At 64.6% G+C, this 21027-nt stretch carries 19 protein-coding genes; 11 read left to right on the top strand and 8 right to left on the bottom strand.

Going from position 1 to position 21027, the window contains the following annotated elements; genetic code table 11:
* Positions 1 to 85: 85 nt before the first annotated feature.
* A complete protein-coding gene (locus GGI48_RS15345; protein WP_179599027.1) occupies positions 86 to 2950 on the bottom strand; it encodes an EAL domain-containing protein in 2865 nt (954 codons plus the stop codon).
* A 247-nt stretch (positions 2951 to 3197) separates the two neighbouring features.
* Here GGI48_RS15345 and uvrD point away from each other — a divergent pair, with 247 nt between their 5' ends.
* The 4 genes from uvrD to GGI48_RS15325 all read left to right on the top strand — a co-directional run bounded on the left by uvrD (position 3198) and on the right by GGI48_RS15325 (position 7540).
* Entirely contained in the window at positions 3198 to 5381 is a 2184-nt protein-coding gene (gene uvrD / locus GGI48_RS15340; RefSeq protein WP_016966281.1) for a DNA helicase II, read from the top strand.
* A gap of 117 nt (positions 5382 to 5498) precedes the next feature.
* Entirely contained in the window at positions 5499 to 5939 is a 441-nt protein-coding gene (locus GGI48_RS15335; RefSeq protein ID WP_047306691.1) for an EamA family transporter, read from the top strand.
* A gap of 181 nt (positions 5940 to 6120) precedes the next feature.
* A complete protein-coding gene (locus GGI48_RS15330; RefSeq protein ID WP_047306692.1) occupies positions 6121 to 6996 on the top strand; it encodes a Tim44 domain-containing protein in 876 nt (291 codons plus the stop codon).
* 136 nt (positions 6997 to 7132) lie between these two features.
* Complete coding sequence (locus tag GGI48_RS15325; protein ID WP_007927598.1) at positions 7133 to 7540, top strand: SMI1/KNR4 family protein; 408 nt, start codon at positions 7133 to 7135, stop codon at positions 7538 to 7540.
* Between the two features lie 53 nt (positions 7541 to 7593).
* Here the strand turns inward: GGI48_RS15325 and GGI48_RS15320 are convergent, their stop codons facing one another.
* Positions 7594 to 9357 carry a cation:proton antiporter gene (locus GGI48_RS15320; RefSeq protein WP_016966279.1) on the bottom strand — a complete coding sequence of 588 codons (1764 nt, stop codon included), beginning with the start codon at positions 9355 to 9357 and terminating at the stop codon, positions 7594 to 7596.
* Positions 9358 to 9644: 287 nt separating this feature from the next.
* On the opposite strand from GGI48_RS15320, the gene GGI48_RS15315 reads away from it, so the two are divergent.
* Both GGI48_RS15315 and GGI48_RS15310 read left to right on the top strand, forming a co-directional pair.
* On the top strand, positions 9645 to 10130 hold the full coding sequence (locus GGI48_RS15315; protein WP_016966278.1) for an acyl-CoA thioesterase: 486 nt from the start codon (positions 9645 to 9647) through the stop codon (positions 10128 to 10130).
* Between the two features lie 264 nt (positions 10131 to 10394).
* Positions 10395 to 11789, top strand: coding sequence for an APC family permease (locus GGI48_RS15310; RefSeq protein WP_016966277.1), 1395 nt, complete (start codon positions 10395 to 10397; stop codon positions 11787 to 11789).
* Positions 11790 to 11810: 21 nt separating this feature from the next.
* Here the strand turns inward: GGI48_RS15310 and pdxY are convergent, their stop codons facing one another.
* On the bottom strand, positions 11811 to 12683 hold the full coding sequence (pdxY, locus tag GGI48_RS15305; protein ID WP_016966276.1) for a pyridoxal kinase PdxY: 873 nt from the start codon (positions 12681 to 12683) through the stop codon (positions 11811 to 11813).
* Between the two features lie 117 nt (positions 12684 to 12800).
* Between pdxY and GGI48_RS15300 the strand changes: the two genes are divergently transcribed.
* On the top strand, positions 12801 to 13193 hold the full coding sequence (locus GGI48_RS15300) for a DUF3301 domain-containing protein (protein WP_060841807.1): 393 nt from the start codon (positions 12801 to 12803) through the stop codon (positions 13191 to 13193).
* Between the two features lie 7 nt (positions 13194 to 13200).
* Here the strand turns inward: GGI48_RS15300 and GGI48_RS15295 are convergent, their stop codons facing one another.
* The 4 genes from GGI48_RS15295 to dksA form a co-directional block, all read right to left on the bottom strand.
* Positions 13201 to 14163, bottom strand: a complete 963-nt coding sequence (locus tag GGI48_RS15295; protein ID WP_179599025.1) for a GTP-binding protein — start codon at positions 14161 to 14163, stop codon at positions 13201 to 13203.
* A 106-nt stretch (positions 14164 to 14269) separates the two neighbouring features.
* Positions 14270 to 14977 (bottom strand): DUF1826 domain-containing protein, encoded by a 708-nt coding sequence (locus tag GGI48_RS15290; RefSeq protein WP_016966273.1) that lies wholly within the window; start codon positions 14975 to 14977, stop codon positions 14270 to 14272.
* Positions 14977 to 16185: a zinc metallochaperone GTPase ZigA gene (zigA, locus tag GGI48_RS15285; RefSeq protein ID WP_016966272.1), complete on the bottom strand. Its 1209-nt coding sequence runs from the start codon at positions 16183 to 16185 to the stop codon at positions 14977 to 14979. The genes GGI48_RS15290 and zigA overlap by 1 nt, the downstream gene beginning before the upstream one ends.
* 30 nt (positions 16186 to 16215) lie before the next feature.
* Positions 16216 to 16620 (bottom strand): RNA polymerase-binding protein DksA, encoded by a 405-nt coding sequence (gene dksA, locus GGI48_RS15280; protein ID WP_103740644.1) that lies wholly within the window; start codon positions 16618 to 16620, stop codon positions 16216 to 16218.
* A gap of 120 nt (positions 16621 to 16740) precedes the next feature.
* On the opposite strand from dksA, the gene GGI48_RS15275 reads away from it, so the two are divergent.
* Positions 16741 to 17121: a hypothetical protein gene (locus tag GGI48_RS15275; protein ID WP_047306698.1), complete on the top strand. Its 381-nt coding sequence runs from the start codon at positions 16741 to 16743 to the stop codon at positions 17119 to 17121.
* 116 nt (positions 17122 to 17237) lie between these two features.
* Here GGI48_RS15275 and GGI48_RS15270 read toward each other — a convergent pair whose 3' ends face one another.
* Positions 17238 to 18461, bottom strand: a complete 1224-nt coding sequence (locus GGI48_RS15270; protein WP_179599023.1) for an N-acetylmuramoyl-L-alanine amidase — start codon at positions 18459 to 18461, stop codon at positions 17238 to 17240.
* A gap of 128 nt (positions 18462 to 18589) precedes the next feature.
* Between GGI48_RS15270 and folE2 the strand changes: the two genes are divergently transcribed.
* From folE2 to GGI48_RS15255, 3 genes are read left to right on the top strand one after another with little or no spacing between them, the layout of a single operon-like run.
* On the top strand, positions 18590 to 19483 hold the full coding sequence (gene folE2, locus GGI48_RS15265; RefSeq protein WP_103740647.1) for a GTP cyclohydrolase FolE2: 894 nt from the start codon (positions 18590 to 18592) through the stop codon (positions 19481 to 19483).
* A complete protein-coding gene (locus GGI48_RS15260) occupies positions 19483 to 20151 on the top strand; it encodes a metal ABC transporter ATP-binding protein (protein ID WP_179599021.1) in 669 nt (222 codons plus the stop codon). Before folE2 ends, GGI48_RS15260 begins: the two co-directional genes overlap by 1 nt.
* A complete protein-coding gene (locus GGI48_RS15255; protein ID WP_179599020.1) occupies positions 20151 to 21017 on the top strand; it encodes a metal ABC transporter permease in 867 nt (288 codons plus the stop codon). The genes GGI48_RS15260 and GGI48_RS15255 overlap by 1 nt, the downstream gene beginning before the upstream one ends.
* Positions 21018 to 21027: the final 10 nt, after the last annotated feature.

Genomic DNA, 21027 nt, shown 5'->3' with positions numbered 1-21027 from the left:
TCAATGCATCACGAAGTTGCCGTCCTACCCCCCATTTTCAGCCGGGTACGCCTTATGTAGCCGTTGTGGCGAACGCCGATAAAGGCTAGCGGGTCTGGGCCTGCAACAGCAGCGCCAGGCCTTCGGCGTTCACCGGGCGACTGATCAGATAGCCCTGCACTTCATCGCAGTGTTCGGCCCGCAGGAACGTCAGTTGGCCGGGCTCTTCAACGCCCTCGGCCACCACCTTCAGCGACAGCCCATGGGCCATGGCAATGATCGCCCGGGTGATGGCGGCATCCTCGCCTCCGTCGGCCAGCCCACGGATAAAGGCCTGGTCGATCTTCACGTAGTCCACCGGAATCCGCTTGAGGTAACTCAGGGACGAGTAACCGGTGCCGAAGTCGTCGATGGCCAGCTTCACCCCCAGGGCGCGCAGTTGCCGGAAGGTGGCGATGATGTGCTCGACACTGTCCAGCAACTGGCTTTCGGTCAGCTCCAGCTCCAGCAGGTGCGGCTCCAGACCGGTCTCCTCCAGCACCTGGCGCACCAGGCTCACCAGCTTGCCCTGGCGCAGCTGATACACCGACAGGTTGACCGACACGCGAATCGGCTCCAGGCCCTGGCGCTGCCATTCACAGGCTTGCCGGCAGGCCTGGCGCAAGACGAATTCGCCAATGGGGCCGATCAGCCCGGTTTCTTCCGCCAGACCGATAAAGTCGCCCGGCGGCACCCGGCCCATGGTCGGGTGATCCCAGCGCACCAGGGCCTCGGCAGCATTCAGGCGGCCCGTGGCCAGGCACAGTTTGGGTTGGTAGAAGACCATCAGCTGGTCTTCTTCGATGGCCTTGCGCAGCTGGTTCTCCAGTTGCAGCCGCTCCAGGGTGCTGGCTTGCAGGCTTTCGGTATAGAACTGGAAGTTGTTGCCGCCCAGGTGCTTGGCATGGGCCATGGCCATGTTCGCCTGGCTGACCAGGGCGGCGATCTCCCGGGCACTGTCCGGCAGCATGCTGATGCCCATGGAGGCGCTGACCACCAACTCGTGGCCCTCGACGGTGATCGGCAGGCGCAACTTGCTCAGCAAGCGGGTCGCCACCCGGGTCAGGCTCGACAGGCTGCCGTAGGCATCGAACAGCACGGCGAACTCGTCCCCGGACAAGCGGGCGATGGTGTCGGCTTCCGGTAGCGCGTTGACCAGCCGCCGGGCCATTTTCTGCAACAGCTGGTCGGCCACTTCATGGCCGAGGCTGTCATTGAGCAGCTTGAAGCGATCCAGATTGATGTGCAGCAAGGCCAGGCTGCGGCTGCCCTGGCGCACCCGCTGATGGGCCTCGCGCAGGCGCTCGCGGAACAGCGAACGGTTGGCCAGCCCGGTGAGCTCGTCGTAGTGGGTGAGGTAGCGCATGCGCTCCTCGGATTCACGTCGGGCTGACAGATCGGCGAAGAAGCCCACGATATGCCGGACTTTCCCCCGCCTGTCGCGCACGACGTTCAGTTGCAGCCACTGCGGATAAAGCTCGCCATTCTTGCGGGTTTCCACCAGTTCGCCCTGCCAGCTGCCGTGCTGCTCCAGGGCCTGATGAATCATCGGATAGTGACGACGGGCGTCGCGGCTGCAGGACAGCTCCACCACGTTGCGCCCGAGCATGTCTTCGACCTGATAGCCGGTGACCAGACTGAAGGCCTGGTTGGCGGCGATCAGGGCGTAATCGGGGTCCAGGATGACAATCCCTTCGCTGGCCGCCTCGAACACCGTGGCGGCCAGGTCGCGCTGCGCTTCGAGCTCCTTGTCGGCACTGATGTCGCGCCGCGTGCCCACCATGCGCAGCACCCGTCCGTCGGGGCTGCGCTCCACCGCCCGACCACGGTCCTCGATCCACACCCAGCGGCCATCGCCATGGCGCACCCGGTATTCCACCTGATAGTCCTCGCTGCGGCCCTTGAGGTGTTCCACCAGGGCACGCTTGAGCACGGGCAGATCCTCGGGATGCAGACGCGGCTTGAGGTGGCTGAGCATCGCCGTGACGTCCTCCGGCTCCAGGCCGAACAGCTCCTTGAGCTGGGTGTGATGGACCTCGTCGGTCTGCAGGTTCCAGTCCCACAAACCCAGTTCGCTGGCATCCAGGGCCAGGGCCAGGCGCGCCTCGCTCTTGCTCAGGGCCTGGTTGGCCGCGTCCAGCTCCAGGCTGCGCTGAGCCACCCGCTGCTCCAGTCCGGCCTGGGCCTCGCGCAATTGCTCCTCGGCGCGACGGCGTTGTTCCACTTCCCGGGCCAGCTCTCGGTTGAGCTGGTTGCTGCGGCTCTGGGCGTCCTGCAGGTGCTCGATCAAGGCCTGATTCTGAAAGCGTCGCAGCAAGCCGCGCTGGATCAGGCGATTGACCTGCCAGGCCACCACGCTCAGGGACACCAAGAGAATCAGCCCCAGCCAGCCCCAGCCCCGCTGCTGCTCGTCACCGCCCCAGAACAGGTAGGCAATCGCCGGCAGCAGGCAAGGCAAGGTGAAGGAAAGAAAGGCTTGCAGGCTGACCGCATAGGCCACGCTGGCCGAAAGAATGGCCGCGCCGATCAGGCCGAAGACCCAGGCCTGCTGGAGAAAGTTGTCGGTGGGCACCAGGGCAATGCCGGCGCAGGCCAGGGTCAGGCCACTGACCGTCGAGCCCAGGAGAAACATGCGCTGCCAGACCGGCTGTGCCTGGCGACTGGGGATTGCCGAATCGAAAGCCGCTACCTGAATCACCCGCAAGGCCACCAGGGCCAGCAGCCAGACCATCCACACACTGAGCAACAGATAGCGCGCCGGGCTCCAGAGCAGCCAGGTGCACACCAGACCATTGAGCAACATGAACAGGGTCGGCAGCAGCGAGCCCTGATACAGCAGACGCGTGCGTTCCACCGCTATCTCTACGGCGTAGCGCAGAAGAATAACCCGCGGCTCCACCAGGGGTCCGGACAGGTCGGGATTATGGGTCATAGGCAGTGTTCTTATAATGGTTGAGCCCGAAACGTCGGCGGAGCATACACAAGCAAAGGCGCGAGCCAAACTGCTCCAAGTCATAAAATCGATAAAACCGATCCCCCAGCAATCCACGGCGCAACAGCCCGGACTTGAAGCGCCGAAGGCTGCGACCTGTGACCGACCGGTCGTCACCCGCGGTTGTTTTATCGGCTAATGCAAAGCCGGGTTTGCCCGGGGTGGCGCGGCCCCCTAGAATGCCCCGATGCGCGATGATCTCTCCCTCCTGTTGAACTCCCTCAACGATGCCCAACGCCAGGCCGTAGCCGCCTCCGTGGGTCGTCAGTTGGTCCTGGCCGGTGCTGGCTCCGGCAAAACCCGTGTGCTGGTGCACCGTATCGCCTGGTTGATCCAGGTCGAGAACGCCTCGCCCCACTCGATCCTGTCGGTGACCTTCACCAACAAGGCCGCCGCCGAGATGCGCCACCGCATCGAGCAATTGCTGGGCATCAACCCGGCCGGCATGTGGGTCGGCACCTTCCACGGCCTGGCGCACCGCCTGCTGCGGGCCCACTGGCAGGAAGCCGGCCTGAGCCAGACCTTCCAGATCCTCGACAGCGACGACCAGCAACGCCTGGTCAAGCGGGTGATCCGCGAGCTGGGCCTGGACGAGCAACGCTGGCCGGCCCGCCAGGCCCAGTGGTTCATCAACGGGCAGAAGGACGAAGGCCTGCGCCCACAACATATCCAGGCCAGCGGCGACCTGTTCCTGGCCACCATGCGCAGCATCTATGAGGCCTACGAGGCCGCCTGCCAGCGCGCCGGGGTCATCGACTTCTCCGAACTGCTGCTGCGCGCCCTGGACCTGTGGCGCGACCACCCGGGCCTGCTGGCGCACTATCAGAAGCGCTTCCGCCACGTGCTGGTGGACGAGTTCCAGGACACCAACGCCGTGCAGTACGCCTGGCTGCGACTGCTGGCCCAGGGTGGCGACAGCCTGATGGTGGTGGGCGACGACGACCAGTCGATCTACGGCTGGCGCGGGGCGAAAATCGAGAACATCCATCAGTATTCCGCCGATTTCCCGGACACCGAAGTGATCCGCCTGGAGCAGAACTACCGCTCCACCGCCGGCATCCTCAAGGCCGCCAACGCCCTGATCGCCAACAACACCGGGCGCCTGGGCAAGGAGCTGTGGACCGACGGCGGCGACGGCGAAGCCATCAACCTGTACGCCGCCTTCAACGAGCACGATGAAGCCCGCTATGTGGTGGAAACCATCGAAAGCGCGCTGAAGACCGGCCTGGCCCGCAGCGACATCGCCATTCTCTACCGCTCCAACGCCCAGTCCCGGGTGCTGGAAGAGGCCCTGCTGCGCGAGCGCATTCCGTACCGCATCTATGGCGGCCAGCGCTTCTTCGAGCGGGCCGAGATCAAGAACGCCATGGCGTACCTGCGCTTGCTGGAAGGCCGTGGCAACGACGCGGCCCTGGAGCGGGTGATCAACGTGCCGGCCCGGGGCATCGGCGAGAAGACCGTCGAAGCCATCCGCGAACACGCGCGCCACAGCGATGTGTCGATGTGGGAAGCGATGCGCCAGCTGGTGGCCAATAAAGGCCTGACCGGTCGCGCGGCCAGCGCCCTTGGGGCCTTTATCGAACTGATCGAGAACCTCGCCGCCAAGACCCTGGAAATGCCTCTGCACCTGATGACCCAGACGGTGATCGAGCAGTCCGGGCTGATCGCCTACCACGAAGCGGAAAAAGGCGAGAAAGGCCAGGCCCGGGTGGAAAACCTTGAGGAACTGGTGAGCGCCGCGCGCAACTTCGAGAACAGCGAAGAAGACGAGGACCTGACGCCCCTGGCGGCCTTCCTCGGCCACGCCTCCCTGGAAGCCGGCGATACCCAGGCCGACGAGCACGAAGACAGCGTGCAGCTGATGACCCTGCACAGCGCCAAGGGCCTGGAGTTCCCCTACGTGTTCCTGGTGGGCATGGAAGAAGGCCTGTTCCCGCACAAGATGAGCCTGGAAGAGCCCGGCCGTCTTGAGGAAGAACGCCGCCTGGCCTACGTGGGCATCACCCGGGCCATGCAGAACCTGGTGATGACCTATGCGGAAACCCGTCGTCTATATGGCAGCGAAACCTACAACAAGGTGTCGCGCTTCGTCCGCGAGGTGCCCAAGGGGCTGATCCAGGAAGTGCGCCTGTCCAACAGCGTCAGCCGGCCTTTCGGCGGTGGCCAGTCGCAGAGCACCAGCAGCCTGTTCGGCGGCAGCGAGATTCCGGACACCGGCCTGAGTCTCGGCCAGGCCGTGCGCCATTCGGTGTTCGGCGATGGGGTAATCCTCAACTTCGAAGGCGCCGGCGCCCAGGCCCGGGTCCAGGTCAACTTCAGCGAAGGCAGCAAATGGCTGATGCTCGGCTACGCCAAGCTGGAAGCCATCTAACCCCACACGATCCGTAGGAGCTGGCTCGCCAGCGAATCTCACTGGCGAAGATCGGCTCCCGGGCCTCTTCGCCGGCAAGCCGGCTCCTCCAGTTGGTGCAGAAAAGGCAGCGCGAACATGGGTTCAGGCTTTTTTTCTTCGTGGACATTCTGGGCGCTGCTCTCGGCCACTTTCGCCGCTTTGACGGCTATCTTCGCCAAAGTCGGGATAGAAAACGTCAACTCGGATTTCGCCACCCTGCTGCGCACCGTGGTGGTACTGGTCAGCCTGGCCTTGATTTTGTACGCAACGGGCCAATATCAGTCCCTGGGATCGATTTCCGCCAAGAGCTATCTGTTCCTGCTGCTGTCCGGGCTGGCCACCGGGGCCTCCTGGCTGTGCTATTTCCGTGCCCTGAAACTTGGCCCGGCTTCCCTGGTAGCACCGGTGGACAAGCTCAGCGTGGTGTTCGTGGCCCTCATTGGCGTGGCCTTGCTGGGAGAGAAACTCGATCTGCGGCAATGGGGCGGAATCGGCCTGATCACCGCCGGCGTCGTGCTGCTGGCACTGCGTCGCTGAACGGCGGCGGGATTGAACCAAAGCCGCGTCCTTGAGGACCAAAACCCTAGCGGCGAGCATGCCGGCGAACGGAGCTGAACCGAGCCTGTCAGGCAAAAGCCCGAAACATTATGCCGCTCGCCACTGACACTTGACCTGTGCAATATGGCGCGCGTGCCATCCACAAATGGGAACCCCCTTTATGAAACGTTTTCTTAGCATCGCCATGGCGCTGTGCATCGGCCTGACGATGAGCCTCGACGCCAACGCCAAGCGCTTCGGTGGCGGCAAAAGCGCCGGCGCTGCCCCAACCCACCAGACTCGCCAGGCGGCCCCGGCCACTCCGGGCGCGCCTGCCGCTGCCGCCACCGCTGGCGCAGCCGGTGCTGCAGGTGCCGCGGCCAAGGCCGGTGGCGCTTCGCGCTGGCTCGGCCCTCTGGCCGGCATCGCCGCCGGTGGTCTGCTGGCCTCCATGTTCATGGGCGGCGGCTTCCAGGGCATGCAGATCTTCGACATCCTGATCATGGCGGTCATCGCCTTTGTGATCTTCCGCTTCATCGCCGCACGCCGTCGCAAGCAGCAGGAGCAGTTCGCTCCAGCCGGCCACGCGCCCATGCAGCGCGAGGCGTTCGAACCTCAGCAACCCGCTGGCGGCTCGATCTTCGGTGGCTCGGCAGCACCTGCCGCACGTCCTGTGATCAACGCTCCGGCCTGGTTCAACGAAGAGCGCTTCATTGAAGCGGCGCGCAACCACTTCCAGTCCCTGCAGCAACACTGGGACGCCAATGAAATGGACAAGATCGCCGAGTTCGTGACACCGCAGATGCTGCAGTTCCTCAAGCAGGAACGTGCCGATCTGGGCGACGGCTTCCAGTCGACCTACATCGACAACCTGCAAGTGCAACTGGAAGGCGTGGATGACCGTGCCGACAAGACCATCGCCACCCTGACCTTCAGCGGTGTGTCGAAGACCTCGCGCTTCGACCAGGGCGAAGTGTTCAGCGAAAGCTGGAACATGGAACGCGCCCAGGGCGACAACCAGCCATGGCTGGTGGCAGGTATCCGCCAGAACGGTTGATTCATGCCGTTGTCACAGCAGTAAGGCAAAACCCCGACTCAAGTCGGGGTTTTGCATTTCACGATTGCACTTATAGCGAGCTACTGTATAAACCGCCGTCAAACAACCGCGCCATAGAGCTAAGAGGACCCAGGCCGTGGAAGAAGTCATCGAACAACTCCGAGAAGCCAACGAACCGGTACCCGTCCCCCTGGAACTGCCGGACGAAGACCTGCTGGTGGAAATTGAGGAACAGCTGTTCATCAATATCCCGTTCGTCTTCAAAGAGTTCCTGTTGACCGTCAGCGATGTGGTTTACGGCAGCCTGGAGCCGGTCACCGTCACCGACCCGCAATCCCACACCTACCTGCCGGAAGTGGCCGCCACCGCCTGGGACATGGGCGTGCCGCGGGAGCTGATCCCGATCTGCCAGGACGGCGACGACTACTACTGCGTCGAGGAAGACGGCACCGTGGTGCTGTGGTCCGGCGAAGAAGAGCTGATCACCGAAGAATCCTGGGAATCGGTGTGGCACTGGGCACGGGACGTCTGGCTGGAAAGCTGAGTCGACTGCAGCGACGGACAGGCTCGCCAGCGCTCTGCTGGCGAGCGGCAAGGTCAATGCCCGCCGTTGTCCTTGCTGTGATCGAAGGTTTCGATCAGCGCCACCTGCATCCGCGTGTGCACGCGGATGAACCAGCGCCACAACACCGCGGCCACCGCCGCCGCCACCACCGCAATCAGCACCAGCAACTCCAGGGTCGGCAGGATGCTCGACGACAGCGCCGCCAGCAGCAGAAAGATCACCAGCAGCGACAGGATCGGAATCACTTCGGCGATCACCCGCCGCACCCGCTGGGTATGGCGCCCGGCCATCTCCGCCTTGACCCCCATTTCCGCCAGCAGCATCGACAGCGCCTTGAGCTTGCGATAGGCGGCGATCAGGAACGGCAGTGACAGCAGCAGGGCTGCGCCCCAGATCAGCGCCTTCTGCCAGCTCGGATCGCTGACCCAGACCTCCAGATAAGCGCCAATGCGCCTGGCGAAATAACCGCCGGCAAAGAAGATCGCCACCACCAGCGCCAGATTCACACCCACCTGCAGCAGGATCTTGCGGATCATCGATGCCAGCAAAGCGCCCTCACCCTGGGGCTGGATGCTGCGCAGCCACTCGCCATACATCCCCAGCACCCGGCTCAGGCGCTGGGGCACAACCCCCGCCAACTTCGACGACAAAGGATCGGCCGCGCGGATCAGATAGGGCGTGAGCAAGGTGGTAATGGCGGATACCGCCACCGCCACCGGGTAGAGAAAGTCGCTGGTGACCTGCAAGGTCATGCCCAGGGCGGCGATGATGAAAGAAAACTCGCCAATCTGTGACAGGCCCATCCCCACGCGCAACGAAGTTCGGCCGTCGTTGCCGGCGATAAAGGCACCCATGCCGCAGGAAAACAGCTTGCCCAGGACCACCGCCACGGTGATCACCGCAATCGGCCAGGCGTATTGCAGGAGGATCTGCGGATCGATCATCAGACCGATGGCGACGAAGAAGATCGCGCTGAACAGATCGCGAACCGGCTCGATCAAGCGCTCGATCTTCAGCAACTGACGGGACTCGGCCATGATCGCGCCAATCAGGAAGGCCCCCAGGACCATGCTGTACTCCAGCTTGACCACCAGCAGGCAGAAACCGAAACACAGCCCCAGCACGGTGATCAGCAGCATCTCGTTGCTGTCGAACCTGGCCACGTAGGCCAAGAGGCGCGGCACCAGCAGAATGCCCACCACCAGGGCCACGATCATGAACAGCGAGAGCTTGCCGACCGTGGAAAACACCTCGCCGGAGCTCACCGTGCCGCTGACCGCGATGCTCGACAGCAAGGCGATGATGCCGATGCCAAGGATGTCCTCGACGATCAGCACGCCGAAGATCAGTTGGGCGAAGCGCTCGTTCTTCATCTTCAGGTCGTTGAGTGCCTTGACGATGATGGTGGTGGAGGAGATGGCCAGGATCGCCCCGAGGAACAGCGAATCCATGGTGCTCCAATCGAACCAGCGACCGATCTCATAGCCGATCCAGATCATCAGGACAATTTCCAGAAAGGCCGCGATAAAGGCCGTGGCCCCCACCTTGAACAGCTTGCGCAGGCTGAATTCCAGCCCCAGGCAGAACATCAGGAAGATCACCCCCAGCTCGGCCAGGGTCTTGATGGTCTGTTCGTCGTGGATCAGGCCGAAGGGCGGCGTGTGCGGGCCGATGAGGAAGCCGGCGACGATGTAGCCCAGCACCACCGGTTGCTTGAGTCGATGAAAGAGAATGGTCACCACGCCTGCGACCAACATGATCACGGCCAGGTCCTGAATGAAGCTGATGGCATGCATGGCCAGGGTTCTCCTTGAAAGCTGGGCGGCGCAGATCGCCTAATTAGAAAGCTCTGATCGGCAGTAGGAAAAATCCTTAAGGAGTGTCGGAAAAAGCCCTGGAACGGGTGTTTTGCAGGTTAACACCGCGACTTCCGGCGGCAAGGCGGTGCAATATTAGGAAACAGATCCCCCGGGGCGTGACGGCGTGGCCCGGCCCGGCGTCCCGTTATCGATGGTTTGAAAACCTTGAACCCAGCACCCGCAGAGGTGCTCCAGCAACCCCTGCCCAGAACCGTGAGCGTGCTATGGAACCCGGAAACGCCCAGCTGTCGATGACGGTATTGATGACCCCTGACATGGCCAATTTCTCTGGCAATGTGCACGGCGGCACCCTGCTCAAATACCTCGATGAGGTCGCCTATGCCTGCGCCAGCCGTTATGCCGGTCGCTACGTGGTGACCTTGTCAGTGGACCAGGTAATCTTTCGCGAGCCGGTGCATGTCGGCGAACTGGTGACCTTCCTGGCCTCGGTCAACTACACCGGCAACACCTCCATGGAAGTGGGGATCAAGGTGGTGACCGAGAACATCCGCGAGCGCTCGGTGCGCCACACCAACAGCTGCTTCTTCACCATGGTGGCGGTGGACGACCAGCGCAAACCCGCCCAGGTGCCGCCCCTGCAGCCCGAAACCGCCGACGGCAAGCGGCGCTTTATCCAGGCCCAGCAGCGCCGGCAGATCCGCCAGGAACTGGAAAAGCGCTACCAGGAAATCAAGGCCGACGGTCCTTGATCCCCCCGCTGCATCGCTGATTCAGCAGGACCACGGACGGTCCTCCCCGCGTCACCCTCCCCAGCGCCTTCAGCGCTCTGCTGCCTGCCCTCACGCACTTTCCAGCAGGCTTCTGCGGTCATCCCGAATGGCCAGATCCATCCCTTTTTGACCACATAGAGAGTTATGCCCCAGGGGCACCGCTGCCAGAATCGATGGGCAAGGCACAAGCGCACTCCCCGTTTGGGGAGCCTTCGAACCCACGAACGCGTGAGAACAATAACAATGCCCAGCGCCAATACACTCTCCGACAATCCCGCCCTCGCCCCCGGCGATTTCACCCACAGTGCCCAGGGCACCTCGTTGCGACGCATCCTCGGGCTGCCGGCCCTGGTGTTCTTCGGCCTGGTGTACATGGTCCCGCTGACCGTCTTCACCACCTACGGCGTGGTCACCCAGATCACCGGCGGACGCACCGCCGCTGCTTACGTGGTCACCCTGTTGGCCATGCTCTTCACCGCCCTGTCCTACAGCGTCATGGTCAAAAAATACCCGATTGCCGGCTCGGCCTATTCCTACGCCAGCCTCAGTTTCGGCCCGGGCATCGGCTTTCTTGCCGGCTGGTCGCTGCTGCTGGATTACCTGTTTCTGCCGATGATCAACTACCTGGTGATCGGTCTGTTCCTCAACCTGGCCTTTCCCGCCGTGCCGGCCTGGGTCTTCGTGGTGGCGACCATCGGCCTGGTGACGCTGCTGAACATTCGCGGCATCGGCTCGGTGTCGAGCATGAGCAACCTGATCGTCTGTGCGCAGATGGTCTTCGTGGTGGTGTTCGTGGCCCTGGTGATGCGCCAGTTGGCCGGGGCCGAGAGCCTGGACCTGAGCGCGCCCTGGGTCGGCGACGGCAGTCAGGGCGGACTGTTGCCGCTGATGGCCGGGGCGGCGGTGCTGTGCCTGTCGTTCCTCGGCTTTGACGCGGTATCGACCCTGGCCGAGGAAACCCGCGACCCGCGCCGGGACATCCCACGGGCGATCGTTATCACCACCCTGGGCGCCGGCCTGCTGTTCATCCTGCTGGCCATGACCAGCCAGTTGGCCTTCCCCGGCAGCAGCTTCAAGGACGCCGACTCGGCGGCCAGCGAGGTGATGCTGCACGCCGGCGGACGCTTCCTGGAGATGTTCTTCACCGCCACCTATGTCGCCGGCGCCGCCGGCTCGGCCCTGGCGTCACAGGCCTCGGTGTCGCGCATCCTGTTCAGCATGGGCCGCGACGGCATCCTGCCACGACGGGTGTTCGGCACCTTGTCCGAGCGCTACAAGACCCCAGTGGTGGCAATTGTCCTGGTGTCGCTGGTGTCATTGCTGGCGGTGGTCATCGACCTGACCACCCTGGCGTCGATGATCAGCTTCGGCGCGCTGGTGGCGTTCTCGGTGGTCAATCTGGCGGTGATCAAGAGCCATCTGGGCCAGGGTCAGCCGCGCACCGGGGCACGACTGCTGCAATACGGCCTGCTGCCGTTGATCGGCTTTGGCCTGATCGTCTGGCTGTGGACCAGCCTCTCGGCCCTGACCCTGGGAATCGGCCTGGCCTGGTTCGCCCTGGGCGTGCTGTACCTGGCGGCGCACACCCGGGGCTTCCGGCAGCCGGCGCCGACGGTGCAGTTCTCCGAGCAGGCCTGAGTCACTGCACGCCGGTCGCCATCAGAAGCCGATCGGCGTCGCTTCAAACCGCACCCGTGGATGGGCAATGCGATCCTGGGCCCGCACCAGCTCCAGCTCGTAGCTGGCGCAGGCCTGGGTTTCCAGCAGCACTTCATGCACCGCCGCGGCGGTGAATTCGAACGCCGCCACCAGGCTGTCGCCCAACAGCACCCGGGCCAGGAACAGCCCGGAAGTCAGGTCGCCCACGCCCACCGGCTGCCGGGGGAACGCCAGCAACGGACGCCGCAAGTGCCAGCTGCCCTCGGCGGTCACCAGCAGCATCTCGAAGCCTTCCGCCAGCTTGCCAGGGTAGTCCAGGTGCTTGACCAGCACCGCCTTGGGGCCTTTCTCCAGCAGCGAACGGGCCATGCCCAGGCAATCGAACAGCGATTGCGGCTTGCGTCCGCAGAAGCTGTCCAGCTCCAGCTGGTTGGGGCACAGCAAGTCGGCCATGGCCACCGCCTCGTCCAGCAGGAAGTCGCTGACCTCCGCCGGCACGCTGCAGCCCTTTTCCGGATGCCCCATCACCGGGTCGCACAGATAAAGGGCCCGGGGATTGACCGCCTTGATCCGCGCCACGCCGCTGAGAATCGCCCGGCCCTGGGCCGCGCTGCCCAGGTAGCCGGAGAGGATCGCGTCGCAGTTGCCCAGCTCGCCAATGGCGGCGATGCCTTCCACCAGCTCGGGAATCTGCTGCGGCGCCAGCACTTCTCCGGCCCAGTGACCATACTGAGTGTGGTTGGAAAACTGTACGGTATTCAGGGGCCAGACATTCACCCCGACCCGCTGCATGGGAAACACCGCAGCACTGTTACCGGCGTGGCCGAAAACCACATGGGACTGGATCGCAAGCAGGTGGGGCGTACGTTTCATGCAGGATTTTCCATAAAACCGGTGGAATTCAAGCCGCGCAGTATGCGACTAAACGCAGCCTGTACGACAGACCGGAGACGCAGTTAAGCTGATGCCACTTCGTTGGAGCAAACCTTCATGCTGACCCTTGGAAACATCTTTGTGCTGATGCTGCTGGCGACCGGCGCCGCCTGGCTGTGGCACAACCACGGCCTGCGCGAGCGGGCGCTGGAGCGGGTCAAGCAGCACTGCGCGCGGCTGGATATCGAGCTGTTGGACGGCAACGTCGCGCTCAAGCGCATCGGCCTGGTCAAGGACGCCAATGGCCGCCGGCGCCTGGCGCGCATCTACAACTTCGAGTTCACCGTGACCGGCGAAACCCGTCACGCCGGAACCATCACCCAGTTCGGCGCCCACAGCGCCCATATCGAGCTGGCGCCTTATCCGTTCGAGGCCAAGGAGCCGCTGCCCAGCGCCGAGGTGATCGAGCTGAGCCAGTGGCGCGAAGAGCATCGCAAGTTCAAGCCGTGAGATACGCCTACAGGCGGCAGGCAGCGAGGCTGGCTTGCAGGGCCGCCATGTCCTGAGGGGTGCTGAAGATCAACTCCAGGCGTGAATCCCGGCGCCATTCGCTGGGCAGCCAGTTCAGCGGTGAATTATCCAGGCCATTGCCCGAGCGCCAGCCTTCGTCGCTGTGGATCACCAGCTTGGCCCGACGCCAGTCGAGGTTCTGCAGCCAGTGCTCGACCCGGACCAGATCGAAGCGCTGGCTCGGGTGCCAGCGCCAGCCAATGCTCCAGCCATCCTGCTGAGACTGACTGAGGCAGATCGGCTGCTGTGGATCGCTCCACAACGCCGGTAACTGTGCCAGTCCCTGAGGAACATCCAACTGTTCCAGCGCCGCCCCGGCGCTGGCCTCCAGGCCCGGCAGCTCGGCCAGGGGCAAGGCGGCGTGGCGGGTCCAGAACAGGGGAATATCCGGCAACTGCTCCAGCACCCGCAGCCGATCGCTGTCGCTGAGCAGTTCGTCCTTGTTCAACACCAGCAAGCCGGCGCTGGCCAGGGCGTCCTGCTGAGCCTGGGGCAGCGCTTTGCCGGCGGCCAGGGCCTGGGCATCCAGCACCAGCACACAGGGCTGCACCGCCAGCACGCCTTGCCAGGGCGCAACACTCAGTTGCTTGAGCAATTGCGCCGGGTGGCCGAGGCCGGACGGCTCGATGAACAGCCGATCCGGCTTGGCCTTGCGCAACAGTCGCCCAAGCCCAACCTGAAACGGCGCGCCGTTGACGCAGCACAGGCAGCCACCGGCGACCTCGCCGAGGGCGATGCCGTCTTCATCGCGAGTCAGCAAGGCCGCGTCCAGGCCAATCTGGCCGAACTCGTTGATCAGCACCGCCCAGCGCTCAGCGGCCGGGCGCTGGCTCAGCAGATGACGGATCAGGCTGGTCTTGCCGGCGCCCAGGGGGCCGGCGATCACGTGGGTGGGAATGTTCTGCAGCATGGGAAGGGGGTCCGGAAAGCCTGTGAGGTGATGCTACGCCCTTCCCGGTCGTGACGAAAATCCGCCGACCGCCGTAGCAGCGGGCTTGCCCGCGAACGCTGGCGGGTCATCCCAGCCAATCAAGGGTGAGGATCAGCCGCCGCTCCCCCGGCGCCGGTTGCGGCGAACGGTGAATCAGGCCGAAGCCCTGGTTGCCATGCCACTTCTCACCCTTGAACAGTGCCACCTCACCAGTGCCGATCTGCTGGATCAATGCCGGGTCCCTGGGTTCGGCCGCGGCCTGCCCCAGTTGGCGGCGATCCATCGCGCCCTCGCGCAACCACTGGCTGCCAATCCCGGCGTAGGTGGTGATCAGGCGCACCGGCACATGGTCGACGTGAAAACGCGGACACATGGCCTTGTCCAGCACCCGCAGGCGCAACCCGACGCGCTTGGCGCCCAACAGGCAGGCAAAGGCGCTGACCAGCCAGGAAACGTCGGCGATAAAGCCGTTATAACCGTGCAAATCGCGGAAGCCCGACGCCAGGCCCTGCAGGTTCGGTGGGCAATCCTCATCCGGCAGTTCCAGGGACAGGGACTCGGCCAATGGCTCATTGAGGGACAACAGCAACTCGCCGAAATCCTCGATGTGCGCCGGCAACTGGCGCTGCCACAGACCGAGGTTGACCTCATCGTCCAGCACCTCGGCCAGCACTGCCGGGGTCTGGCCAATGGCCGCGCGCCGCGAAACCTGCGGCACCGCACAAGGCCGCAGCAAACTCTTGGCCGTCAATGGAAGGCGCAGTGGAGTCACCGGGGAACTCAGGGTCAGCATCAGGCCGCCTCCTCTTCATGCCAGGAGCCGAAAGGGTCGCTCATCAGGCTCCAGCCCTCGACCCCCAGGGCCATTTCATCGTCATCCAGCAGGCACAGGTCGAGCTCGGCACAGAGCCGGGCGAAGTCGATGTTCTGGCCGATGAACACCAGCTCCTGGCGGCAGTCGCCGGTGTCCGCCGTCCAGTTGTGCAGGATCGCGGCGGTGCTTTCCTCGTCCTGGGGCCAATGCTGCTTGGGCACGAAGCGCCACCAGCGCCCAGCGAAACCGTGGCGCATCAAGCCCCCGGCCTGGGACCAGCTACCCGCCTCCTGGTACTTGCTGGCCAGCCAGAAGAAGCCCTTGGAGCGCAGCAGCTTGCCGTTGACCCAGGGCCGGTTGATGAAGTCGAAGAAGCGTTGCGGGTGAAAGGGTCGCCGGGCGCGGTAGGCCGTGGAAGCGATGCCGTATTCCTGGGTTTCCGGCACATGCTCGCCGCGCAGTTCCTGCAGCCAGCCCGGCGCCTGGGCCGCCCGTTCAAAGTCGAAACGCCCGGTATTGAGGATCTTGGCCAAGGGCACCTGGCCCATGACCATGGGGATGATCTCCGCCTGGGCATTGAGCCGCGCCAGGATCGCCAGCAGTTCCTGGCGTTCGGCGCTGCTGATCAGGTCGATCTTGCTGACCAGGATCACGTCGGCGAACTCCACCTGCTCGATCAGCAGGTCGGTGATCGAACGCTCGTCCTCCTCGCCCAGGGTTTCACCGCGGCTGGCCAGGCTTTCCGCGGCCTGGTAGTCCAGCAGGAAATTCATGCCGTCGACCACGGTGACCATGGTGTCGAGACGGGCAATATCGGCCAGGCTCTGGCCCGATTCGTCGCGAAAGGTGAAGGTTTCCGCCACCGGCAACGGCTCGGAGATCCCGGTGGATTCGATCAGCAGGTAGTCGAAACGCCCGTCGCGGGCCAGCTTGCCCACCTCTTCCAGGAGGTCTTCGCGCAGGGTGCAGCAGATGCAGCCGTTGCTCATTTCCACCAGTTTTTCTTCGGCGCGGTTGAGGCTGACATCGCGCTGCACCTCGCTGCCGTCGATGTTGATCTCGCTCATGTCGTTGACGATCACCGCCACCCGCAGGTTGTCGCGATTACGCAGGACGTGATTGAGCAGGGTGCTCTTGCCGGCGCCGAGAAAGCCGGACAGCACGGTAACGGGAAGTCGCTCGGTCATGGGTGTTTCCTCATCAGGTTCGCGGCGGGGTCAAAGCGCCCGTTGGTGGCGTTCGCGCAGCTCTTGGCGTTCTTTGGCTTCGATGCACAGGGTGGCGGTGGGCCGCAGCAGCAGGCGCTGCAGGCCAATGGGTTCGCCGGTGTCGGCGCACCAGCCGTATTCCCCACGGGCCAGGCGCTCCAGGGCCTCGTCGATCTTGTCCAGAAGCTTCTTCTCCCGCTCCAGCAGGCGCAGTTGCCATTGCCGCTGTTCTTCGGCGCTGCCGATGTCGGCGGGATCGCTGTGGGGTTCCTGTTCGCGCAGTAGGTCGAATTCCGCGGCGATGCGTTCCTGCAGCTCAGTGCGCTGGGCCAGCAGCCGTTCGCGGAAGAAGCCCTGTTGGGCGTCGTTCATGTAATGGGCTTGGGGTTCGGCGAGGAGCTCTTGTTCAGTCATGGCGGGTCACGGATCAGGCTTTATTTAATGTTATATTATAACAACACAAATTAGCCAACCCTCCCTTGCCGCCCGCGACGAAGGGCGCGATGCTGGGTCCCTGCCATCACGAGAATCGCCATGCGCCTCGCCCTGCCGCTCCTGCTTTCAAGCCTGATCCTGACGTTTGCCGGTCACGCCGGTGCCGCCGTGCCCAACCCCCTGGCCACCTGCACCCGCAGCGCCACCCTGCTGGCCTGCGTCGATCCGTTGGGCAATGCCTACAGCGTCGCCACGGCAGGCAGCACCACCTACTTGCGCGGGTTCGAGGTGATCGGCAAACGCTATTGGGTGCAGACCAACAGCCGTTACGGGCAACTGACCTTCTTCACCGGCCTGGCTTCCGATGGCGAGGCCTGGGTGGGCTACAGCCAGCGTGTGGGCTGGACCACCCGCAACCGCTTCTCCAGCTCCGGCGGCAGCCGCGCCCAGTTCACCTGCAGCCGCATCAGCGGTTGCTAGCCGCCCCAACACCGCGCCAAGTACAGGCGCCGGCGGCTGTAGGAGCTGGCTTGCCAGCGAAGGCATCCTTGGAAACGGCGCAACATTCACTGACCTGTTCGCCGGCAAGCAGGCTCCTACACGGGGCGGGTGATCCTGGTTTCCTGCAGCCAGGCCAGGTAGCTGTTGGCCGGCGGGTTCTTTTCGAAGTAGCGCTGCAGGCCGTTGAACAGGCCATCGGCAATCGCCTGCTGGTGACGCGCGGTGACCAGGCGCTGGCTGTCGCGGCTGTTGGAGATGAAGCCGGTTTCCACCAGGATCGACGGTACGTCCGGTGACTTGAGCACCGCAAAACCCGCCTGTTCCACACGCTTCTGGTGCAAGGTGGTGACCCCCGACAGGCTGTCCAGCACGGTGCTGCCCAGTTGCAGGCTGGCGGCGATGGTGGCGTTCATCGACATATCCACGATCACCCCCGCCAGCATCGGGTCCTTGTCCTTGAGGTTGAGCAGCGTGGTCGCCCCCAGCAGGTCGGCGCCGTTTTCCCGCTGGGCCATCAAGCGCGCGGTGGCCGACGTCGCGCCGCCTTCGGACAGGGCGTACACCGAAGCACCGGACGCCGTGAGACGCGGCGCCGCGTCGGCATGCACCGAGATGAACAGGTCGGCCTGGTGCTTGCGGGCTATCTCCACGCGCTTGCGCAGCGGCACGAAGAAGTCGTCGTTGCGTACCAGCTTCACGTCGAATCCCTTCTCGCGCTTGAGCCGCTTGGCCAGCAAGCGGGCGATGGCCAGCACCACATCCTTCTCCCGCTCGCCCTTGGCCCCGACCGCGCCCGGATCCTTGCCGCCATGGCCGGGGTCCACCACCACCATGATGTCGCGCTTGGGATGAGGCTTGCCCGGCGCCGCCTCGGGCTTGGCCAGGGCTGTGCTGGCCGCAGCGATCGGCAGCGCTGCCTTGCCGGGGGCGGACAGGTCCAGCACCAGCCGGTGCCCCTGCCCATCCTGGGGCGGCAGGAGAAAGCTGTTGAGCTGCAGCGGCTGAGTCAGGTCAAGGACGATCCGCGTGTCGCCCTGGCCAAAAGGCCCGGAGCGGATCGCGCGAATCGGTGTGTTGGCCAGGTTCAGCTGGCTGAAGTCGCCCCCCAGGCGAGCGCTGCTGAGATCGATGATCAGGCGTTCCGGGGCGCTGAGACTGAAGGTCTTGTAGTGCACCGGCCCGCTCAGATCGAGCACCAGGCGCACTTTGTCCGCCGAGTTCCACAGCCGGGCATTGCGAATCTGCGCGGCGCTAACACTCCAGGGCAACATCAGGGCCGTACTGGCCAACAGCAGGTTGAGCAATTGACGTCTGTGCATGGCAAACACCGCAAAAAAGGAGCGTCCGTACTCACAAGGCAGGATGAACAACCGTCGAGGAAAAACTTCCCATCGAACGCATTGTTATAATATAACATGTCGAATTATTTCCCACGACGGACCTGTCCATGAACGCGCTGACTCTGCCGGATATCGCCGCGCAGGCCTCAAGCCAAGCCTTGCCTCTGGAATGGGTGGGCATGTGCGGCATTGCCTTACCTGTAGTGATCGACGGCCAGCGAACCGCGGCCAAGGCCGACGCCGGTGTCAGCCTCGACGATGGCGAAGCGCGGGGCATTCATATGTCGCGCCTGTACCTGGCCCTGGAAATGCTCGAACAGGAAAACCTCAACCCGGCACTGTTGCGTCGGCTCTTGCAGCGTTTTCTCGACAGCCATGACGGCCTGGCTCACAGCGCCTACCTGCGCCTGCACGTGGATCTGCTGCTCAAACGCCCGGCCCTGGTCAGCCCTTTGGCCGGCTGGAAGCGCTATCCGCTGAGCATCGAGGCGCGCTTGAACAACGCGATGTTCCACGTGGAACTAAAAATCGACGTGCCGTATTCCTCCACCTGTCCCTGCTCGGCAGCCCTTTCGCGGCAATTGATCCAACAGCAATTTGTCGAGGACTTCGCCAACCGGCCGCTGCAGCACGCAGATGTCCTGGCCTGGCTCGGTTCGACCCAAGGCATAGTCGCCACGCCCCACAGTCAGCGCAGCAATGCCCACTTGCGCCTGCGCCTGGACGATTTCCTCGATGAGCTGCCTTTGATAGCGCTGATCAACGACGCAGAAAGCGCCCTGGGCACCGCCGTGCAGACCGCGGTCAAACGCGCCGATGAACAAGCCTTTGCCCTGGCCAACGGACAGAACCTGATGTTCTGCGAAGACGCCGCCCGCCGCCTGCACCTGGCCTTGCGCCGCTCCCCCGGCATCAACGCCTTCCACCTGCGGGTGGTGCATGCCGAAAGCCTGCACGCCCATGACGCCGTGGCGGAAAGTCGCTGGAACTGGGAGGCCTGATGCTGCGCTGCCACGCTTTGCTCTGGGGCGCGCCGGGCCAGCCGTTGACCCCGCCCCTGGATCTGCACCTGCCCGCCGGCAGCCTGAGCGCGGTGATCGGTGCCAACGGCTCGGGCAAGAGCAGCCTGCTGAAAGTCCTGGCCGGGCTGCAAAAGCCGTTGGCCGGCAAGGTCGAACGGGCCATTCCGCAACGGGGTGGCCTGGCGTTCGTGCCGCAACAGCAAACGCTGGACCGGCAATTTCCCATCAGCCTGCAAGAGCTGGTAGCCGCCGGGTTCTGGGGCCAGCGCGAGCCCGCGAAAAGCCGCCGGGACAAGCTCCAGGCCGCCCTCGCCGCCTGGCACCTGAGCGGTTTGGAACAACGCCCTTTGATGGCCTTGTCCGGCGGCGAATTGCAGCGCGCGCTGCTGGCACGGATGAGCCTCACCGACGCCCCCCTGCTGCTTCTGGACGAACCCCATGCCGCCCTCGACGAAGCGGGCCAGGCCCTGCTCTGGCAGCAACTGCACGCCTGGCATGCCCAGGGCCGGACCCTGCTGCTGGTCTGCCATGACCTGGCCGCGGTCCGCCAGCACATCCCCCAGGCCCTGCTGATCAGAAGCACCGGCTGCGTCTACGCGCCGAGCCGCGAACTGATTGCCGCGCCCGTCCAGACGCAGGTGGCTTGATGCAGTTCGCCGCGCATTTCTGGCAGCCCTTCAGCGAGTTCCTGTTCATGCGCCGGGCGCTGCTCGGCGGTCTGGTCCTGGCCTGCAGCATCGCGCCTCTGGGGGTGTTTCTGATCCTGCGGCGCATGAGCCTGATCGGCGACGCCGTGGCCCACGGCATTCTCCCCGGTGCGGCCCTGGGCTTCTGGTTGGCCGGCCTCAGTCTGCCGGCCCTGACCCTCGGCGGACTCGGCGCCGGCCTGGGCATGGCCGGGCTGGCCGCCTGGATCACCCGCCGCACCGGCCTGCGGGAAGACGCCAGCATCGCCGCCATCTATCCCATTTCCCTGGCCAGCGGCGTGCTGCTTCTCGGGCTGGCGGGCAAACGCCTGGACCTGCTGCACCTGCTGTTCGGCTCGGCCCTGGCGGTGGACGGCCCGACCCTCAACGCCATGCTCCTGGTTTCGGCCTGCAGCCTGCTGGCCCTGGCCCTGATCTACAAGGCCCTGTTGCTGGACACCCTCGACCCGTTGTTCCTGCACAGCGTGAGCCGCCTGGGCCCGCTGGCCCACGGCCTGTTCCTGACCCTGGTGGTGCTCAATCTGGTGATGGGTTTCCAGGCGATCGGTGCGCTGATGGTGGTCGGCCTGATGATGCTGCCGGCCGCCGCCGCGCGCTTCTGGAGCCGGCGCCTGCCGAGGCTGCTGGGCATCGCCGCCGTGCTCGGCTGCCTGTCGGTGTGGCTCGGCCTGTTGCTGTCGTTCCATTACTCGTTGCCCAGCGGCCCGGCCATCGTCCTGGTGGCCGGCGGCCTGTACCTGCTGTCCGTGGTGTTCGGTCCGGTGCACGGCCTGTTGCACCGCCCGCCTTTGCTCACATCCCCATGAGGTGTTTCCC

This window comes from Pseudomonas protegens, from assembly GCF_013407925.2.
In the GTDB taxonomy this organism is placed as follows: Bacteria; Pseudomonadota; Gammaproteobacteria; order Pseudomonadales; family Pseudomonadaceae; genus Aquipseudomonas; species Aquipseudomonas fluorescens_AP.
The sequence above is the reverse complement of the archived record's forward strand: the minus strand, read 5'-3'. Positions and strand labels throughout refer to the sequence as shown.